The organism is Serratia sp. 22278 (assembly GCF_052045405.1).
Taxonomy (GTDB): domain Bacteria; phylum Pseudomonadota; class Gammaproteobacteria; order Enterobacterales; family Enterobacteriaceae; genus Serratia; species Serratia marcescens.
Map to the genome: position 1 here is coordinate 476,205 of NZ_JBQEOW010000001.1, position 16,221 is coordinate 492,425.

Below are 16,221 nucleotides of genomic sequence, written 5' to 3' on the forward strand. Positions count from 1 at the left end.
CATCTGCATGAACACTACGGGCTTTATTACCGATTTGAAGGCGTGGATCGACAACAATCTGGAAGAAAAACTGGATATCAACACCGTGGCGGACCGCGCGGGCTATTCCAAATGGCATCTGCAGCGCATGTTCAAACGCCAGACCGGCTACGCGCTGGGGGAGTATATCCGCATGCAAAAACTGAAAGTGTCGGCGGAGCGCCTGGCCAACAGCGGCGAGCCTATCGTCAGCGTGGCGATCTCGCTCGGCTTCGACTCACAGCAGTCGTTCAACCGCAGCTTCAAACGCCAGTTCGGCCAAACGCCGGGCGACTGGCGCCGCGCGCTGGCGCAGCCAACGTCGGTGAGATGCACGCACCACTGAACGGTTGGGCCGTGGGGATAAAAAAGCCTGAATTTGCGTTCGGGCTTTTTTGTATGGCGGTGAGGGAGGGATAGATTCGCTGCGCTCACCCTGCGGGCCGCCGTTGGCGGTCCAAAACGCAAGCGTTTTGTCGAACCCTGTCGAGGGTTCTCACCCTCCCGGTCGGTGCGCGATGCATACAAAAAAGCCTGAACTTACGCTCAGGCTTTCTCGTTAGAATATGGCGGTGAGGGAGGGATTCGAACCCTCGATACACTTTCGCGTATACACACTTTCCAGGCGTGCTCCTTCAGCCACTCGGACACCTCACCATATTTTTTTGTTGCGAAATCATCGCTGCAACGGGGCGCTACTATAGGGAGTGGGGCCGATCCGGTCAAGAATAATTTCTGTGTTTTTGTTCGTCCGCTCAAGCCGTGTTCACTTTGCTGAAAACTGCGGCGAACGGCAGGGCAGAAGTCATGAAAAGGTGGGAAAATCAGAAGTAAGGTTCGCGGATAACCGGTGGAAATGGGAATTACCGGCGCGGGCTGTGGAGAGAGATTCGCTGCGCTCACCCTACGGGCCGCCGTTGGCGGTCCAAAACGCAGGCGTTTTGTCGAACCCTGTCGAGGCTTCTCACCCCTCTCGGCGGTGCGCCATGCAAAAAAAAAAGCCTGGACGCGAATCCAGGCTTTCTCTTTGAATTTGGCGGTGAGAGAGGGCTTGATTCGCTGCGCTCACCCTGCGGGCCGCCGTTGGCGGTCCAAAACGCAGGCGTTTTGTCGAACCCTGTCGAGGCTTCTCGCCCCTCTCGGCGGTGCGCCATGCAAAAAAAAAGCCTGGACGCGAATCCAGGCTTTCTCTTCGAATTTGGCGGTGAGAGAGGGGTTCGAACCCTCGATACACTTTCGCGTATACACACTTTCCAGGCGTGCTCCTTCAGCCACTCAGACACCTCACCGTTTTGTCATCGATAACGCCTTGCGCTGTCGACGGGCGCTAATGTAGGAGAATCTGATCTCAGCGTCAACCCTCTTATTTCATTCTCATGACCGTTTAGCCAAACTTGCAGCAATTTGCTGATTTACCGAACGATATTCCCACTCGCGGTCGCCAGCGGGCAGGGTAGGCTGCGGCCAGAATTCATGACAGACGATTGTTTGATCTTTTTCTGTTCAAGTGGCTCAATATATCGCCAATGAGATCGGTCTATTTGCTGTTATATGCATTAATACTGGATTATTAGTCAAATGTGTCGCTAAATGGAATTGTGTCGGCGCGGCGTTTTTGGCAAGGAACATCACGACGCCGCGCAGATTGCCGGGAGACAGGCCGGCGATACCGCAGACAGGGACAGACTCATTACATAATAATGCAGTAGAGGTTGGTTTTGACTCCTTCAGATGCCATGCCGGCGCCGCAAGCGCGCCATGCCATTCCCCCCGGTGCGGGGGCGCTGTTCTTCATCCAGATCTTCGCCACGCTGGGCTTCGCCGTGCTTTACTCCACGCTGGTGCTGTACGCCACCAAGCGATTGGGCTTCAACGAAAGCAGCGCCAACGCCATGATGGGCGTGTTCGGCGCCTTCAACTATGGTCTGCACATGTTCGGCGGCTACCTCGGCGGCCGTTTCCTCAGCAACCGCAACCTGTTCGTGCTGGGCATGGTGCTGCAGGTGATCGGCTGCGCGCTGATTGCCGTCGCGGGCGTGTGGGGGCTGTACTGGGGGCTGGCGATGTTCCTGACCGGCAGCGGCCTTAACGTCACCTGCATTAACATGATGCTGACCCAGCGTTTCAAACCGGACGATGACCGGCGCGAATCGGCATTCCTGTGGAACTACGCCGGCATGAACCTTGGGTTCTTCGTTGGCTTTACCGTCGCCGGGTATTTCCAACTGACGGAAAACTATCGCGCGCTGTTCCTGTTCGCCACGCTGGGCAATGCGGCGGCGATCATCGTCGCTGTCTGCCGCTGGCGGATTCTGGCGGATCTCAATACGCCGCTGCACGATGCCAGCCGCAGCCAATACCGTTGGCGCATGCTGGTCGGGCTGGCGGTGCTGGTGGCGCTGGTGCCGATTATCCGCGTGATGCTGACCCACGCCGAGTTCAGCGGCCATTTCGTGATCGTGCTCGGCGCGCTGATCTTCCTGATGCTGTGCGTGGTGACGCTGCGCCACCATCCGCGCGATGAGCGCCGCAGAATGGCGGCCTATCTGATCCTGGCGCTGGGGTCGCTGGTGTTCTGGGCGCTGTATCAGCTGGCGCCGATGGGGCTGATGCTGTTCTCCGAGCACAACATCAACCTGAACGTTTACGGCATTCAGGTGGCGCCGCAGTGGATCCAGAATATCAACACGCTGGTGATCGTGGTGGGCGGCCCGCTGCTGGCCTGGTGGTTCAATCGCCTGCGCGCCCGCGGTTGCAACATCGACATTCCGCTGCAGTTCTCCGGATCGCTGTTCTGCATCGGGCTCGGCATGCTGGTGCTGCCGCTGGGCATCAGCATGGCCGGCGGCGACGGGCTGGTGGCGTTTAAATGGATCGTCATCAGCTATGTGCTGCAAAGCGTCGGTGAATTGATGATCTCGCCGATCGGTTACGCGATGATCGGCAAGCTGGCGCCGCCGCGCTATCAGGGCGTGATGATGGGCTGCTGGATGATGGTGACCGGCGTCGCCTCGGTGCTGGCGGGCTACGTCTCCGGACTGATGCCGGAAAACAGCGGCAGCACGCCGCTGCAAACCAATCCCGGCTACAGCGAAATCTTCAGCGCGCTGGGCTGGGGGGCGACGGGCGTCGGCGTGGCGATGCTGATTTTAATTCCGCTGTTGCGGCGTCTTATCCGGCGCGACGGCGCGTCTGCCGCCTGATTTTGCGAACATGCACAACAGCCCCACTGGTCGGGGCTGTTTTTATTTTGGGCTTTAACGCTTGCATCCGGCGATGAATCGCGGAAGGCTGAAGGAAAACCAATAAAAACAAACCGGAGCCCGCAGTATGAACATCATCTATTACCATCCCTTATTTAACGCCCAGGAATGGCTGACCGGCATCAAGCAACGCCTGCCGCAGGCCGAGATCCGCGAATGGCAGCGCGGCGACGAGCGGCCGGCGGATTACGCGCTGGTATGGCGCCCGCCGCACGAGATGTTAGCCAACCGCCGCGATCTGAAAGCGGTGTTCGCCCTCGGCGCCGGCGTCGACGCCATTCTCGATCAGGAGCGCAAACACCCCGGCACACTGCCCGCCGGCGTGCCGCTGCTGCGGCTGGAGGATACCGGCATGGCGCAGCAGATGCAGGAATATGCGCTGAGCTATGTGCTGCGCTATTTCCGCCGTTTCGACGAGTATCAGGCGTTGCAGCAGCGGCAGGAATGGCAACCGCTCGATCCCCACTCGCTGGATGATTTCACTATCGGCATCCTCGGCGCCGGCGTGCTGGGGCAGAGCGTGGCGCGCAAGCTGACCGAGTTTGGCTTCAGCGTACGCTGCTGGAGCCGCAGCGCCAAACAGATCGACGGCGTGCAAAGCTTCGCCGGAGAGGCGCAGCGCGGCGCCTTTCTCGACGGCGTCAAACTGCTGATCAACCTGCTGCCCAATACGCCGGAGACCGTCGGCATTCTCAACCGCGAGCTGTTCGCGCAACTGCGGCCGGGCGCTTACCTCATCAACATCGCGCGTGGCGCGCATCTGGTGGAGGCCGATCTGCTGGCGGCGCTGGAGCAGGGGCAGCTGGCCGCCGCCACGCTGGACGTGTTCGCCCGCGAGCCGCTGCCGCAGGATCATCCGTTCTGGCGTCATCCGCGTGTCACCATTACTCCGCATATTGCTGCCATCACGTTGCCGCAGCAGGCGATGGATCAGATCGCCGCCAACATTCGCGCGCTGGAGGCGGGGCATGCCCCGGCCGGCGTGGTCGACAGGCAACGGGGATACTGATCCTTCAGCCGCCGTTCGGTAACTGATAAGCTGTTATCGTCATCGCGCCTGCCCGTACCTTTGCGGGCGGGCCCTCTGGAAGGAGAAACAATGTACCCCGTTGATTTACACATGCACACCGTCGCCAGCACCCACGCTTACAGCACGCTGCACGATTACATCGCCGAAGCCCAACAGAAGGGCATCAAGCTGTTCGCCATCACCGATCATGGCCCGGACATGGCCGATGCGCCGCACTACTGGCACTTTATGAACATGCACGTGTGGCCGCGCCGGGTGAACGGCGTGGGCATCTTGCGCGGCATCGAAGCCAACATCAAAAACCTGCAGGGCGACATCGACTGCACCGGCCCGATGTTGACCGCTACCGACGTGATCATCGCCGGTTTCCACGAGCCGGTGTTTGCGCCGCAGGATAAAGCGTCCAATACTGAAGCGATGATCGCCGCGATGGCGCAGGGGGACGTGCATATCATCAGCCACCCCGGCAACCCGCGTTATCCGATCGACATTCCCGCCGTCGCGGCGGCGGCGGCCAAATACGAGGTGGCGCTGGAGCTGAATAACTCGTCGTTCACCCACTCCCGCAAGGGCAGCGAGGCCAACTGCCGGGCGATTGCCGCCGCCGTGCGCGATGCCGGCGGCTGGCTGGCGCTGGGTTCGGATTCGCACGTCGCTTTTTCACTGGGTAATTTCGAGCACTGCGAGCGCATCATCGAAGAGGTGGGCTTCCCACAAGAGCGCATTCTTAACGTCAGCCCGCGCCGGTTGCTGGATTTTCTCGAGCGGCGCGGCAAGCCGGCGATTGCGGAATTGGCCGATTTGTGACATCGTCCCGGCAAAATTTTCCGTATTGTATAAGGCCTTATCATGAATGAGTTTTCGATTGTCTGCCGCGTGCTGGGTACGCTGTTCTACCGCCAGCCGCAGGATCCGCTGTTGGTGCCGTTGTTCGCGCTGATCAAAGAGGGCAAGCTGCAGCAGCACTGGCCGCTGGAGCAGGATGAGCTGCTGAAGCGCCTGCAACAGGGCTGTGACGTCAACCAGCTGGCGACCGACTTCAACGCGATGTTCGTCGGCAGCGAGTGCAGCGTGTCACCGTTCCGCTCCGACTACGTCGAAGGCGCCAGCGAAGCGGAAGTGCGCGCCTTCCTGCAGCAGCGCGGCATGCCGCTGGCGGAGGCGCCGGCCGACCATTTCGGCCAACTGCTGCTGGCGGCCTCCTGGCTGGAAGATCAGTCGCAGGAAGATGAAGCGCAGGCGCAGATCGCGCTGTTCGACGAGTTTCTGCTGCCGTGGTGCGGCCGCTTCCTCGGTAAAGTGGAAGCGCACGCCACCACCGGTTTCTACCGCACGCTGGCGCTGATGACCCGCGACGCCATCCAGGCGATGCGCGACGAGCTTGCGGAGTACGAGCAGGACGACGAAGCGGGCGACGAAGACGCGTAACGCCGCAGGCATCCAGGCGGGCCGCCCGGCCCGCTAAACACAGGTTTGCATCCCCCAGACGTAAATTGACAAAAGATCCCCTAATCTGGCGGTTTACCGTCGGTTCGGCCGCGCCTGCGCGCCGCGTTTTCTCACGCAAGGGGTAGATGATGAAAAGTAACTGGATGCAGCAGATTCAAACGTTGATCGGGCAGAAGGCCGGTGCGATGGGCGGGGCGGAAGGCATCGGCAAACTGCTGGCGCCCACGGCGCTGGGCGGTTTGGTCGGCGTGCTGTTGGCCAACAAATCCTCGCGCAAGCTGGTGGGTAAGTTCGGCAAGAATGCGCTGATTATCGGCGGCAGCGCGGCGGTGGGCGCGGTGCTGTGGAACAAGTATAAGCAGCGGGTGAAAGAGAGCCATCAGGACGAACCGCAGTTCGGTTTGCAAACCACGCCGGTAGATCTGCGCGCCAAGCGTTTGGTGCAGGCGTTGGTGTTCGCCGCCAAGAGCGACGGCCATATCGATGCCGACGAGCAGCGCGCCATCGATCACAGCCTGTCGCAGCTGCAGGTGGGGGAAGAGGCGCAGGCCTGGGTGCAGGAAGCGCTCGATCAGCCGCTCAACCCGGAATTGATCGCCCGCAGCGTGCAAAATGAAGACGAGGCGCTGGAGGTTTACTACCTGAGCTGTCTGGTGATCGACGTCGATCACTTTATGGAGCGCGGCTACCTCGATGCGCTGGCGCAGGCGCTGAAGATCCCGGCGGACGTCAAGCAGGGCATCGAGAGCGACGTCAACGAGAAAAAGCGCGAGCTGGCGTAGCGCCGCTTGGCAAGCCGGGGGGAATCGTGTCACTCTTGCCGCAATCTATGTAAGCGGATGATTTAGCAATGATGACCCCACCGAAAGCGGAAAAACGTCCTTATCCCATCACCATCCACGGCGACACGCGCGTGGATGACTACTACTGGCTGCGCGACGACGAGCGCGCAGACCGCCAGGTGCTGGACTACCTGCAGGCGGAGAACGCCTACACCGATGCGATGCTGAAACCGCAGCAGGCGCTGCGCGAAACCCTGTACGAAGAGATGGTGGCGCGCATTCCGCAGCAGGAACATTCGGTGCCTTACGTGCGCCACGGCTATCGCTATCAGACGCGCTACGAGCCGGGCAACGAATACGCGATTTATGTGCGCCAGCCGCAGGCCGAGAGCGAGCACTGGGAAGTGCTTATCGACGGCAACCAGCGCGCCGAGAACCACGAGTTTTACACCCAGGGCGGGCTGGACGTCAGCCCAGACAATCAGCGGCTGGGGGTGGCGGAGGATTTCCTGTCGCGCCGTCAGTATGACATTCGCTTCAAGAACCTGGCCGACGGCAGTTGGGCGGAGGAAGTGTTGGAAAACACCTCCGGCAGCTTCGAGTGGGCCAACGACTCCTCGACGGTGTACTACGTGCGCAAGCACGCCAAGACGCTGTTGCCGTATCAGGTCTATCGCCACGTGGTGGGCAGCGATCCGCAGCAGGATGAGCTGATTTACGAAGAGCTGGACGATACCTTTTACGTCGGGCTGGAGAAGACCACCTCCGAGCGTTTTATCCTGATCCACCTGAGCAGCACCACCACCTCGGAGATCCTGCTGCTGGACGCCGATCGTGCGGACGCCAAGCCGCAGCTGTTCGTGCCGCGCCGCAAGGATCACGAGTACGCCATCGATCACTATCACCAGCATTTCTACATCCGCTCCAACAAGGACGGCAAGAACTTCGGCCTGTACCAAAGCGAGCAGGCGGACGAAGCGCGGTGGCAGACGCTGATCGCCCCGCGTGCCGACGTGATGCTGGAGGGCTTCAGCCTGTTCCGCGATTGGTTGGTGGTGGAAGAGCGCAATGCCGGCCTGACGCTGCTGCGCCAGATCCACTGGCAGACGGGCGAAGAGAAGCGCATCGCCTTCGACGATCCGACCTACACCACCTGGCTGGCGTATAACCCGGATCCGGAAACCGCGCTGCTGCGCTACGGCTATTCGTCGATGACCACCCCGACCACGCTGTACGAGCTGAACATGGACAGCGGTGAGCGGACGATGCTCAAACAGCAGGAAGTGAAGAACTTCACGCCGGAAAACTACCGCAGCGAGCGGGTGTGGGTGAAGGCGCGCGACGGCGTCGAGGTGCCGGTCTCGCTGGTGTATCGCCAGGACAGCTTCCAGCGCGGCGCCAACCCGCTGATGGTGTACGGCTACGGCTCTTACGGCAGCAGCATGGATCCGGCGTTCAGCGCCAGCCGCCTGAGCCTGCTGGATCGCGGTGTCGTGTTCGCGCTGGCGCACATTCGCGGCGGCGGTGAGCTGGGGCAGCTGTGGTATGAAGACGGCAAACTGTTCAACAAGCAGAACACCTTCAACGATTTTATCGACGTGACCGAAACGCTGATCGCCCAGGGGTACGGCGACGGCAAGCGGGTGTTCGCCATGGGCGGCAGCGCCGGCGGCCTGCTGATGGGCGCGGTGATCAACCAGGCGCCGCAGCTGTTCCACGGCGTGGTGGCGCAGGTGCCGTTCGTCGACGTGGTGACCACCATGCTGGACGAGTCGATCCCGCTGACCACCGGCGAATACGACGAGTGGGGCAACCCGAACGAGCAGGCCTATTACGACTACATCAAGCAGTACAGCCCGTACGATCAGGTGAAGGCGCAGGCATACCCGCATCTGCTGGTGACCACCGGCCTGCACGATTCGCAGGTGCAGTATTGGGAGCCGGCCAAATGGGTGGCCAAGCTGCGCGAGCTGAAAACCGACGATCGGCAGCTGCTGCTGTATACCGACATGGATGCCGGCCACGGCGGCAAATCCGGCCGTTTCAAGGCCTATGAGGATATTGCGCTGGAGTACGCCTTCATTCTGGCGCTGGCGGAGTAACGGCGAACAGTGGGCGGCCTGCGCCGCCCGCTGTGCTAGCCAATCAGATAGTATTTCAGCGTGTGTTTCATGTCCGGGCTCAGATCGTCGATGGATTTCAGCATCCAGCGCAGATAGCCTGGATCTTCCTGGGCGATGCGATCGATTTCCTGCCCGCGATACTTGCCGAATTTGAACTTCTTCAGCAGCACCGGCTGTTCGGTGATCTGCACCATTTGCTCCGGCGTCCAGCCCGAATCCTTGATGATGCGTTGCAGCAGCGCGGCGGTGACGTAGCAGTCGTACAGCGCGCGGTGCGGGTACAGCGTGGCGTCTGCCGGCAGCTGCACGTCCAGGTTCAGCGCGTAGCGCAGATACTGGTTGCCGTACTTGATGTCCGGATACAGCGTGCGCGCCAGCTTGAGGGTGCAGATCCAGGCGCCGTTCATCTCCGGCAACACCCCGCGATCAAAGGCGGCGTTGTGCGCCACATAGTAGGGGCTGCCCTGATAGCGGCCGATCGCCACCGCAATGCGCGGTTTGCCTTCCACCATCTGTTCGGTGATGTGATGAATCGCCATCGCGTCGAGGCTGATGGGGCGGTCCGGGCTGATCAGATCGCTCATCGGATTGGTTAACTGGCCGTCGAGCAGATCGAGGGAGGCCACTTCCACCACGCCGCCGTCCAGCCCGCAGGTTTCGGTATCTATTACGCGTAACGTCATGCTTTCCTCCGCGTTGCCGTCAGGCTTCAGCTTAACCGGCACAGGCGGCCGTGCCAACCGTCGGAAGTCTTGCCGGCGATGATCAGCCCAGGAGCGTCATCCGGCGCGGCAACCAAAAGCGCTCCCGTTTCATCCCAGATGGCGCTGCGGCCCGCCGGGATCCAGCCGCCGGTCGGCGCCGCATGGTTGGCCATCAGCGTGACCATGCCATAACGCCGGGCGTAGTCTGCCAGCGCGGCGCTGTCTTTCGCGTAACCGGCTTCAGATACCAGCACGCCGGCGGCATAAATCTGCGCGCCCGCCCGTGCGGCGGCGCTCGCGTGGCCGGGCTCCGAAGTATCGGCGCAGATGGCCAGCGCGATGCGTTGCTGCTGTATTTCCAGCAGCGTGCCGCCCTCACCGGGCGAGAAGAATTGCTGTTCCGCGCCGTGCAGATGCTGTTTGGTATAGACGGCCACCGTGCCGTTGGGGTGAAAGATCAAGGCGGCGATATGCAGCGCCTGGCCACTGTGTAAAGGCGCGCCGACGATGATCGTCATCTGCCGCGATTGCGCCGCTGCACTGAGCGGTTGCAGGCGGGGATCGCCCAGCGTCAGCGCCAGTTCGGCAGCATTGGCCAACTCATAGCCGCTTAGCGACAGTTCGGGAAACACCAGCAGTTGCGCCTGCTGTTCGGCTGCCTGCGCGATAAATTCCAGGTGACGTTCAAGGTTGCTGGCGATATCGGCCGCAGCGGCGGGGTATTGGGCGGCGGCGAGGGTAAAGCAGGGCATTGGCCATCTCTCCTGTGAGGCAATAAAAAACCCGCCTTGGCGGGTTTAATGACGGATGGAAGGACGCTTACTCACCAGACGGATGCGCTTTTTTGGCGCGTTTCTCCGCACGTTTCTCAGCTGGGGTTTTCAACGGCTTCTTCTTCGCATTTTTTTTGCTATCCATTCCCTTACTCATGATGGCCTCTCGTTACCTATGATTGGGTGGCTTGCTCAGCCATTAACCGCCTAAAGCCGGCAGGATGCAAGCGACAAAGTGCGAATTGCATTTAACCGGCTGTTTACACATGAGATTTTGTTTTAGGATGACCGGGTGATAAAAATAATTATTATGTTATAATATTACACTTTCAATGTTCGGAGAACGCAATGACTGTGATGGCATTACCGGATGCGCAGCAACTGCTGGCCATGCCGGATTCTGATTATATGAACTCGGTTCAACGGGCGTTTTTCCGTCAGTTGCTGCAGGATGAGCGGCAAAAGCTGCTGCTGCACATCGATGAGCTGAAAAAAGAGATCGACGGCGGCGAAGCGACGGGCGATGAGGCCGACAAGGCGGCGCGCGAAGAGGATTTGCGCTTGCTGTTCCGCCAGCTGGATCGCGAAAGCCGCCTGTTGCCGAAAATCGATGCGGCGCTGGCGCGCTTGCAGAACGGCGAATACGGCTACTGCCGGGAAACCGGCGAACCCATCGGGCTGGCGCGCCTGCTGCTGCGCCCGACGGCGGAACTGAGCATCGAGGCGAAAACCGCACAGGAGATGCGCGAGCCGCATATGCGTAAAGGCGGGTAAGGTCTCAGCCGCCGAGCGTATCCACCAACAGATCGAGAAAGCGCCTGACGCGGGGTTCCAGCAGGCGCTTATTCGGATAGAGCGCCACAATCCTGACTTCTTCACCCGCCACGGCGCGCAACACCTGCCGCAGACGGCCGGCGGCCAAATCTTCCGCAATCATAAACTCCGGCAGATACGCGATGCCCAACCCGGATAGAGCGGCGTCGCGTAACGCTTCCCCACTGTCCAGCCGCAGGCGGCCGCGAACCGGGGCCTTGACCCATTCGCCGCGCTCGTCGCGCAGCCGCCAGGGCTGTTTTTGGTTGCGGCTGCTGAACAGCAGAGCCTCGTGCCCGGCGAGCGACTCGACGGTTTGCGGTTCGCCACGGGCGGCGAGGTAGGCGGGGGAGGCGCACAGCAGGGCGCGATACCTGGCGAGGGTTCTGGACACCAGCCGGGTATCCGGCGCCGTGACGCCAATCCGCACCGCCAAATCAAATCCTTCTTCCACGATATCCGCCAGGCGATCGGAAAAACTGATCTCCACCTGCACCTCAGGCCAGGCGACGAGAAATTTCGGCACCAGCGGCAACAGGATCCGTCTGCCGAAGGCGGCGGGAGCGGTCAACCGCAGCACCCCGCGCGCGGTGCCTTTGTCGCCGGCCACGCTGGCCTCGGCGTCGTCGACCGAAGCGAGGATCTGCAGACCGCGCCGATAAAACTCTCGCCCCTCGTCGGTCAGGCCAAGCGAACGCGTGGTGCGATGCAACAGCCGCACGCTCAGCCGCTGCTCCAGACGCGCGATGGCCTTGCCCGCCGCCGAGCGCGATAGCCCCATCGTCTGTCCGCCGGCGACAAAACTGCCGGCGTCGACGACGGCCATGAAAACCTGAATGTCATTGAGATTCGCCCGCAGCATGCCGCCCCCCGAGAGCCGGTGATAAGATAATTAATTTAACATATTCAATGGATTAAATGCATAGTCAATGTCGTTTCAGTGACGACATTCATTCGCCAATCAAACGATTATAGTCGTCATGGAAACGATAAACGGTTGGAGAAGCAGCATGAGAAACGGCATCACGCACTACCATCACGGGGTCATTTGGGAAGAGGAGAATGGCGTGTCCCAAGGCGTTCGCGTCAAAGACACCCTCTACATTTCGGGGCAGTTTTCCCATGATATGCAGGGTGAGTTTATCGGCGCGGGCGATATTGAACGGCAAACCCAACAGACGTTGGACAACCTGGATCGGGTATTGGCGGGATTCGGCGCCGAACGTTCGAACCTGGCGTATGTGGAGATCTACCTGACCGACGTACAGGCGCACGTTGAACCGTGCATTGCGTTGTTCAAGCGCTATGTCGGCGATCACCGACCCGCCGGTTCGCTGATCGGCGTCACCGGGCTGGCTTCGCCCGAGCAGTTGGTGGAGATCAGCGCGATCGCGCACCTTAACTGATCGGGCCTGTGGGCATTTTACAGGCAGGTCGTTGTGATTTTGAGCAAACGCGCGCCGAGTTCTCGGCGCGCGTTCGAGTTTTCGGGTTTTACCGTTGACCTGCCGGGCGGCTTCCGCTTTGATGAAAGCATGACTCACAGAGAGACGGAAAGCGCCATGGAACAATTACGAGGTTTGTACCCGCCGTTAGCGGCATACGACAGCGGTTGGCTGGATACTGGGGATGGCCACCGGATCTACTGGGAGCTGAGCGGTAACCCGAACGGTAAACCGGCGGTATTCATTCACGGCGGGCCGGGCGGCGGCATCTCCCCGCATCATCGTCAGCTGTTCGATCCCGAACGCTACAAGGTGCTGCTGTTCGATCAGCGCGGTTGCGGCCGCTCCCGTCCGCATGCCAGCCTGGACAACAACACCACCTGGCATTTGGTGGCCGATATCGAGCGGCTGCGCGAAATGGCCGGCGTCGAGCAGTGGCTGGTGTTCGGCGGTTCCTGGGGATCGACGCTGGCGCTCGCCTATGCGCAGACCCACCCGGAGCGCGTCAGTGAAATGGTGCTGCGCGGCATCTTCACCCTGCGCAAGCAGGAGCTGCATTGGTATTACCAGGACGGCGCTTCGCGCTTCTTCCCGGAAAAATGGGAGCGCGTGCTGTCCATCCTCTCGGATGACGAGCGTAAAGACGTGATCGCCGCCTACCGGCAGCGGCTGACCTCGGCCGATCCGCAGGTGCAGCTTGAAGCGGCCAAGCTGTGGAGCGTGTGGGAAGGGGAGACGGTCACGCTGCTGCCGAGCCGCGAATCCGCTTCGTTCGGCGAGGATGATTTCGCGCTGGCGTTCGCCCGTATTGAAAACCACTACTTCACCCATCTGGGCTTCCTGGAAAGCGACGACCAACTGCTGCGCAACGTGCCGCTGATCCGCCATATTCCGGCGGTGATCGTCCACGGCCGTTATGACATGGCCTGCCAGGTGCAGAATGCCTGGGACCTGGCCAAGGCCTGGCCGGAGGCGGAGCTGCATATCGTGGAAGGGGCGGGGCATTCGTATGATGAGCCAGGCATTTTGCACCAGCTGATGATCGCCACCGACCGGTTTGCCGGCAAATGACGCAAAAAAACCCGCCGTAACGGCGGGTTTTTCTATTTAGCCTTCGGCTCGTACGGCAGGCGCGAAAACTTGTGGGATTCCGCGCGGTAGTGCGCCACGCGCTCGCGAAAATAGTCGCGCAGCGCTTCCGGTTGCTCGCGCTCCACCACTTCCGGGATCACCGGCATGTTGTAGCGCTCTTTGTACGCCACGCCTGAGGCGGCGAGATCCACATTCACCCTGTCCATTTCCTCTTTGGACAGCTCGGCCAGATTGTAACCCACGCTATGCTCCTTACTTACTTTGCCGCATTGAATCTGCGCAGAAGGTAATCCACCCGGCGGCGCTTGGCAAGCCCATTACGCCGTTGCCGGGAGCGATATTTATCCGAGAGTAATGCAATCTATTTATTCTTTTAAATAAGAATGATTCTCTTTTTGATTAAAATAAAAGATGAAAACAATTATCATGTGAATTCTCAATGTAGGTGAAATATTTTAATTTATTGATATTTATTGTTTTTATAATTAATGTGATTTGAGTGTAAATAAAGTGTTTTTATTTTTACGGCAGCAGGGCATAATGCGCGGAAATTAAATTCATGACCTGCAAAATAAAAGGAATCATTATGCTGACGCAAGAAATGACTCAAAAGCTGAATGAGCAACTGAATCTGGAGTTCTACTCCGCCAACCTGTATCTGCAGATGAGCGCATGGTGCAGCGATAAAGGCTTTGAAGGCGCCGCCGCATTTCTTAAGGAGCATTCTCAGGAAGAGATGCAGCATATGCAACGTTTGTTCGACTATCTGAGCGACACCGGCTCTCTGCCGCTGCTGGGCACCATCGCCGCGCCGCCGGTAGCGTTCGAATCGCTGGCGGACGTGTTCCAGCAGACCTACGAACACGAACAGCTGATCACTCGTCAGATCAACGAACTGGCGCACGCCGCCATGACCGCACACGATTACTCCACCTTCAACTTCCTGCAGTGGTACGTGGCGGAGCAGCATGAAGAAGAGAAACTGTTCAAATCCGTGCTGGACAAGCTGGCGCTGGTGGGCACCAGCGGCAAGGGCCTGTTCTTCATCGACAAAGATCTGAAGAAAATGGGCGCGATGGGCCAGGGCGGCAACGACCAGGCCTGATCTGCATCAGAACATCGAAAAAACCGCGCGCGGGCGAGCCTGACGCGCGGTTTTTTTTACCCTGCGTTTATCGCGGTTATGCGGCGATACGTGCTGCCGGATCGCAAAATGCCAGTGATGCGCTCGACTTGCCGCAGCGTGGTCGTTATGATTTACCGCGATACGCTACAGGGATGGTAGAGTCAAAACAGCGGGTTAGCCGATACAACCCGTTTTTTGTTTACCCGTGGCGCAATCATTGCGGTGGGTTGGGGCCGCTGATACATCGCCTTGGCTGTGGCCTTAACCCTTATGACCCTCTTTATATTGTTAAGGGATACCACTGTGATCGGTAAAATTCGTTCCTCCTGTCGCCTGCTTTCCACCGTTTTCGTTCTGTTCGTCGGCCTGTCTTCGCAGCAAGCGCTGGCGCACGCCCACCTGAAAGTGGAAACGCCGAAGGCCGACGCCAGCGTCAGCCCGGCGCCGAAGGCGCTGACCCTCAGCTTCTCCGAAGGCATCGAACCAAACTTCAGCGGCGTGAAAATCACCGGCCCGGACAACGCCGTGGTGAAAACCGGCAAGCTGCAGCTCGATCCGAACAACAACACCCAGGTCAACGTGCCGATTGAAGGCGAGCTGAGCGCGGGTAAATACAACGTCAGCTGGCATGTGGTTTCGGTCGACGGGCATAAAACCAAAGGCCAGTACAGCTTCACCGTAAACTGATCGTGACTCTGGCGACCCTGTTCGTTCTGTGTCGCTTGGTGCACTTTGCGGCGGTGATGCTGATGTTCGGCATCAGTCTGTTCACCGCCTTATTGTCACCGCAGCGCCTCTCCCCGATCCTCTCCCGCGATGTGCGCCCCCTGCTGCTTGTCGGCACCTGGATTGCCGGACTTTCCGCCGTGGCGCTGCTGGCCATTCAGGCCGGGCAGATGGGCGACGGTTGGGAAGACGCCTGGCGGCTGGAGGTCTGGTGGGCGGTGCTCGGCACCACCTTCGGCGAAGTGTGGCGCTGGCATCTGGGCCTGTCGCTGCTGGCGATCCTGAGCCTGCTGCTGCCGGAACGGCCGCGCGCACAGGCGTTGGCGCTGTGCTCGGCGCTGCTGCTGGTGAGCCTGGCGTTTATCGGCCACGCGGCGATGCATGAAGGCGCGTTGGGCGCGCTGCACCGCGCCAACCATGCGGTGCACCTGCTGGCCGCCGGTTACTGGTTCGGCAGCCTGGCGCCGCTGCTGGTTTGCCTGCGTTACCTGCCTCCGCCGCAGTGGCGCAGCGACGCCATCACCACGCTGATCCGTTTCTCGCGCTGGGGGCACCTGGCGGTGGCGGCGGTGATCGTCACCGGCATCGTCAACAGCCTGATCATTCTCGGCGGTTGGCCGCTCAACCTCGGCTCGCCTTATCAGCGCCTGCTGCTGATCAAAACCGCGCTGGTGGCGCTGATGGTGATGGTGGCGCTGGCCAATCGCTACGCCATCGTGCCGGCGATGAGCCGCATACCGGCGCTGGCGCAGCGCGGCGTGGTGCTGGCCTGCTGGCTCGAAGTCGGGTTGGGGATGGCGGTGCTGCTGCTGGTCAGTTTATTTGCAACCTATGCGCCGGTATGACATTTCAGCTTGCCGCAACCGGGCAAGCTGCG

Annotated in this window: 17 protein-coding genes, 2 tRNA genes and 1 other RNA gene; 13 read left to right on the forward strand and 7 right to left on the reverse strand. The window is 60.3% G+C overall.

The genetic code is table 11. From position 1 onward, the window contains the following. Window positions 1-7 precede the first annotated feature (7 nt). On the forward strand, window positions 8-364 hold the full coding sequence (locus ACTJJ6_RS02265; RefSeq protein ID WP_060444322.1) for a helix-turn-helix domain-containing protein: 357 nt from the start codon (window positions 8-10) through the stop codon (window positions 362-364). Window positions 365-418: 54 nt separating this feature from the next. On the opposite strand, the gene ACTJJ6_RS02270 is transcribed toward ACTJJ6_RS02265, so the two are convergent. The 3 genes from ACTJJ6_RS02270 to ACTJJ6_RS02280 all read right to left on the reverse strand — a co-directional run bounded on the left by ACTJJ6_RS02270 (window position 419) and on the right by ACTJJ6_RS02280 (window position 1,307). After that, a non-coding RNA gene (locus tag ACTJJ6_RS02270) (RtT sRNA) lies at window positions 419-538 on the reverse strand. A gap of 47 nt (window positions 539-585) precedes the next feature. Then, a tRNA-Ser gene (locus tag ACTJJ6_RS02275) sits at window positions 586-675 on the reverse strand. Between the two features lie 542 nt (window positions 676-1,217). Further along, a tRNA-Ser gene (locus ACTJJ6_RS02280) sits at window positions 1,218-1,307 on the reverse strand. Between the two features lie 447 nt (window positions 1,308-1,754). On the opposite strand from ACTJJ6_RS02280, the gene ACTJJ6_RS02285 reads away from it, so the two are divergent. From ACTJJ6_RS02285 to ACTJJ6_RS02310, 6 genes are all read left to right on the forward strand, one after another. Beyond that, window positions 1,755-3,221, forward strand: a complete 1,467-nt coding sequence (locus tag ACTJJ6_RS02285) for a peptide MFS transporter (RefSeq protein WP_075685762.1) — start codon at window positions 1,755-1,757, stop codon at window positions 3,219-3,221. 127 nt (window positions 3,222-3,348) lie between these two features. Beyond that, on the forward strand, window positions 3,349-4,290 hold the full coding sequence (ghrA, locus tag ACTJJ6_RS02290; RefSeq protein WP_021505290.1) for a glyoxylate/hydroxypyruvate reductase GhrA: 942 nt from the start codon (window positions 3,349-3,351) through the stop codon (window positions 4,288-4,290). Between the two features lie 90 nt (window positions 4,291-4,380). Next, window positions 4,381-5,118, forward strand: coding sequence for a phosphatase (locus ACTJJ6_RS02295; RefSeq protein WP_004928821.1), 738 nt, complete (start codon window positions 4,381-4,383; stop codon window positions 5,116-5,118). 42 nt (window positions 5,119-5,160) lie between these two features. After that, window positions 5,161-5,739: a TorD/DmsD family molecular chaperone gene (locus ACTJJ6_RS02300; RefSeq protein WP_016928163.1), complete on the forward strand. Its 579-nt coding sequence runs from the start codon at window positions 5,161-5,163 to the stop codon at window positions 5,737-5,739. 149 nt (window positions 5,740-5,888) lie between these two features. After that, window positions 5,889-6,542, forward strand: a complete 654-nt coding sequence (locus ACTJJ6_RS02305; protein ID WP_033633339.1) for a tellurite resistance TerB family protein — start codon at window positions 5,889-5,891, stop codon at window positions 6,540-6,542. A gap of 68 nt (window positions 6,543-6,610) precedes the next feature. Then, window positions 6,611-8,644, forward strand: coding sequence for a S9 family peptidase (locus ACTJJ6_RS02310; protein WP_176063365.1), 2,034 nt, complete (start codon window positions 6,611-6,613; stop codon window positions 8,642-8,644). A gap of 35 nt (window positions 8,645-8,679) precedes the next feature. On the opposite strand, the gene exoX is transcribed toward ACTJJ6_RS02310, so the two are convergent. Then, entirely contained in the window at window positions 8,680-9,348 is a 669-nt protein-coding gene (gene exoX / locus ACTJJ6_RS02315; RefSeq protein ID WP_033644251.1) for an exodeoxyribonuclease X, read from the reverse strand. Between the two features lie 26 nt (window positions 9,349-9,374). Further along, entirely contained in the window at window positions 9,375-10,121 is a 747-nt protein-coding gene (locus tag ACTJJ6_RS02320) for a carbon-nitrogen hydrolase family protein (protein WP_049300345.1), read from the reverse strand. A gap of 369 nt (window positions 10,122-10,490) precedes the next feature. Between ACTJJ6_RS02320 and dksA the strand changes: the two genes are divergently transcribed. Beyond that, window positions 10,491-10,916: an RNA polymerase-binding protein DksA gene (dksA, locus tag ACTJJ6_RS02325; RefSeq protein ID WP_004928840.1), complete on the forward strand. Its 426-nt coding sequence runs from the start codon at window positions 10,491-10,493 to the stop codon at window positions 10,914-10,916. Between the two features lie 4 nt (window positions 10,917-10,920). Here the strand turns inward: dksA and ACTJJ6_RS02330 are convergent, their stop codons facing one another. Further along, the gene (locus ACTJJ6_RS02330; RefSeq protein WP_004928843.1) at window positions 10,921-11,817 is read right to left on the reverse strand and encodes a LysR family transcriptional regulator; all 897 of its coding nucleotides are present in this window, start codon (window positions 11,815-11,817) and stop codon (window positions 10,921-10,923) included. Window positions 11,818-11,965: 148 nt separating this feature from the next. Between ACTJJ6_RS02330 and ACTJJ6_RS02335 the strand changes: the two genes are divergently transcribed. Further along, window positions 11,966-12,361: a RidA family protein gene (locus ACTJJ6_RS02335; protein WP_097102344.1), complete on the forward strand. Its 396-nt coding sequence runs from the start codon at window positions 11,966-11,968 to the stop codon at window positions 12,359-12,361. 156 nt (window positions 12,362-12,517) lie between these two features. Then, window positions 12,518-13,471, forward strand: coding sequence for a prolyl aminopeptidase (gene pip, locus ACTJJ6_RS02340; protein WP_004928848.1), 954 nt, complete (start codon window positions 12,518-12,520; stop codon window positions 13,469-13,471). A gap of 32 nt (window positions 13,472-13,503) precedes the next feature. Here the strand turns inward: pip and ACTJJ6_RS02345 are convergent, their stop codons facing one another. Beyond that, window positions 13,504-13,734: a DNA polymerase III subunit theta gene (locus ACTJJ6_RS02345; protein ID WP_016928156.1), complete on the reverse strand. Its 231-nt coding sequence runs from the start codon at window positions 13,732-13,734 to the stop codon at window positions 13,504-13,506. 344 nt (window positions 13,735-14,078) lie between these two features. Here ACTJJ6_RS02345 and ftnA point away from each other — a divergent pair, with 344 nt between their 5' ends. From ftnA to copD, 3 genes are all read left to right on the forward strand, one after another. Then, entirely contained in the window at window positions 14,079-14,597 is a 519-nt protein-coding gene (gene ftnA / locus ACTJJ6_RS02350) for a non-heme ferritin (protein WP_015377481.1), read from the forward strand. A 291-nt stretch (window positions 14,598-14,888) separates the two neighbouring features. Further along, on the forward strand, window positions 14,889-15,305 hold the full coding sequence (gene yobA, locus ACTJJ6_RS02355; protein ID WP_046686875.1) for a CopC domain-containing protein YobA: 417 nt from the start codon (window positions 14,889-14,891) through the stop codon (window positions 15,303-15,305). A 2-nt stretch (window positions 15,306-15,307) separates the two neighbouring features. Further along, complete coding sequence (gene copD / locus ACTJJ6_RS02360) at window positions 15,308-16,189, forward strand: copper homeostasis membrane protein CopD (RefSeq protein WP_151254690.1); 882 nt, start codon at window positions 15,308-15,310, stop codon at window positions 16,187-16,189. Window positions 16,190-16,221 lie beyond the last annotated feature (32 nt).

Excerpts from the sequence above, each read along its gene's own strand:
- ghrA (WP_021505290.1), top strand. The coding sequence starts at position 3,349 with ATGAACATCATCTATTACCATCCCTTATTTAACGCCCAGGAATGGCTG.
- ACTJJ6_RS02265 (WP_060444322.1), top strand. The coding sequence starts at position 8 with ATGAACACTACGGGCTTTATTACCGATTTGAAGGCGTGGATCGACAAC.
- exoX (WP_033644251.1), bottom strand. The coding sequence starts at position 9,348 with ATGACGTTACGCGTAATAGATACCGAAACCTGCGGGCTGGACGGCGGC.
- dksA (WP_004928840.1), top strand. The coding sequence starts at position 10,491 with ATGACTGTGATGGCATTACCGGATGCGCAGCAACTGCTGGCCATGCCG.
- ftnA (WP_015377481.1), top strand. The coding sequence starts at position 14,079 with ATGCTGACGCAAGAAATGACTCAAAAGCTGAATGAGCAACTGAATCTG.
- yobA (WP_046686875.1), top strand. The coding sequence starts at position 14,889 with ATGACCCTCTTTATATTGTTAAGGGATACCACTGTGATCGGTAAAATT.
- ACTJJ6_RS02335 (WP_097102344.1), top strand. The coding sequence starts at position 11,966 with ATGAGAAACGGCATCACGCACTACCATCACGGGGTCATTTGGGAAGAG.
- ACTJJ6_RS02285 (WP_075685762.1), top strand. The coding sequence starts at position 1,755 with ATGCCGGCGCCGCAAGCGCGCCATGCCATTCCCCCCGGTGCGGGGGCG.
- ACTJJ6_RS02305 (WP_033633339.1), top strand. The coding sequence starts at position 5,889 with ATGAAAAGTAACTGGATGCAGCAGATTCAAACGTTGATCGGGCAGAAG.
- ACTJJ6_RS02320 (WP_049300345.1), bottom strand. The coding sequence starts at position 10,121 with ATGCCCTGCTTTACCCTCGCCGCCGCCCAATACCCCGCCGCTGCGGCC.
- ACTJJ6_RS02295 (WP_004928821.1), top strand. The coding sequence starts at position 4,381 with ATGTACCCCGTTGATTTACACATGCACACCGTCGCCAGCACCCACGCT.
- pip (WP_004928848.1), top strand. The coding sequence starts at position 12,518 with ATGGAACAATTACGAGGTTTGTACCCGCCGTTAGCGGCATACGACAGC.
- ACTJJ6_RS02300 (WP_016928163.1), top strand. The coding sequence starts at position 5,161 with ATGAATGAGTTTTCGATTGTCTGCCGCGTGCTGGGTACGCTGTTCTAC.
- ACTJJ6_RS02310 (WP_176063365.1), top strand. The coding sequence starts at position 6,611 with ATGATGACCCCACCGAAAGCGGAAAAACGTCCTTATCCCATCACCATC.
- ACTJJ6_RS02330 (WP_004928843.1), bottom strand. The coding sequence starts at position 11,817 with ATGCTGCGGGCGAATCTCAATGACATTCAGGTTTTCATGGCCGTCGTC.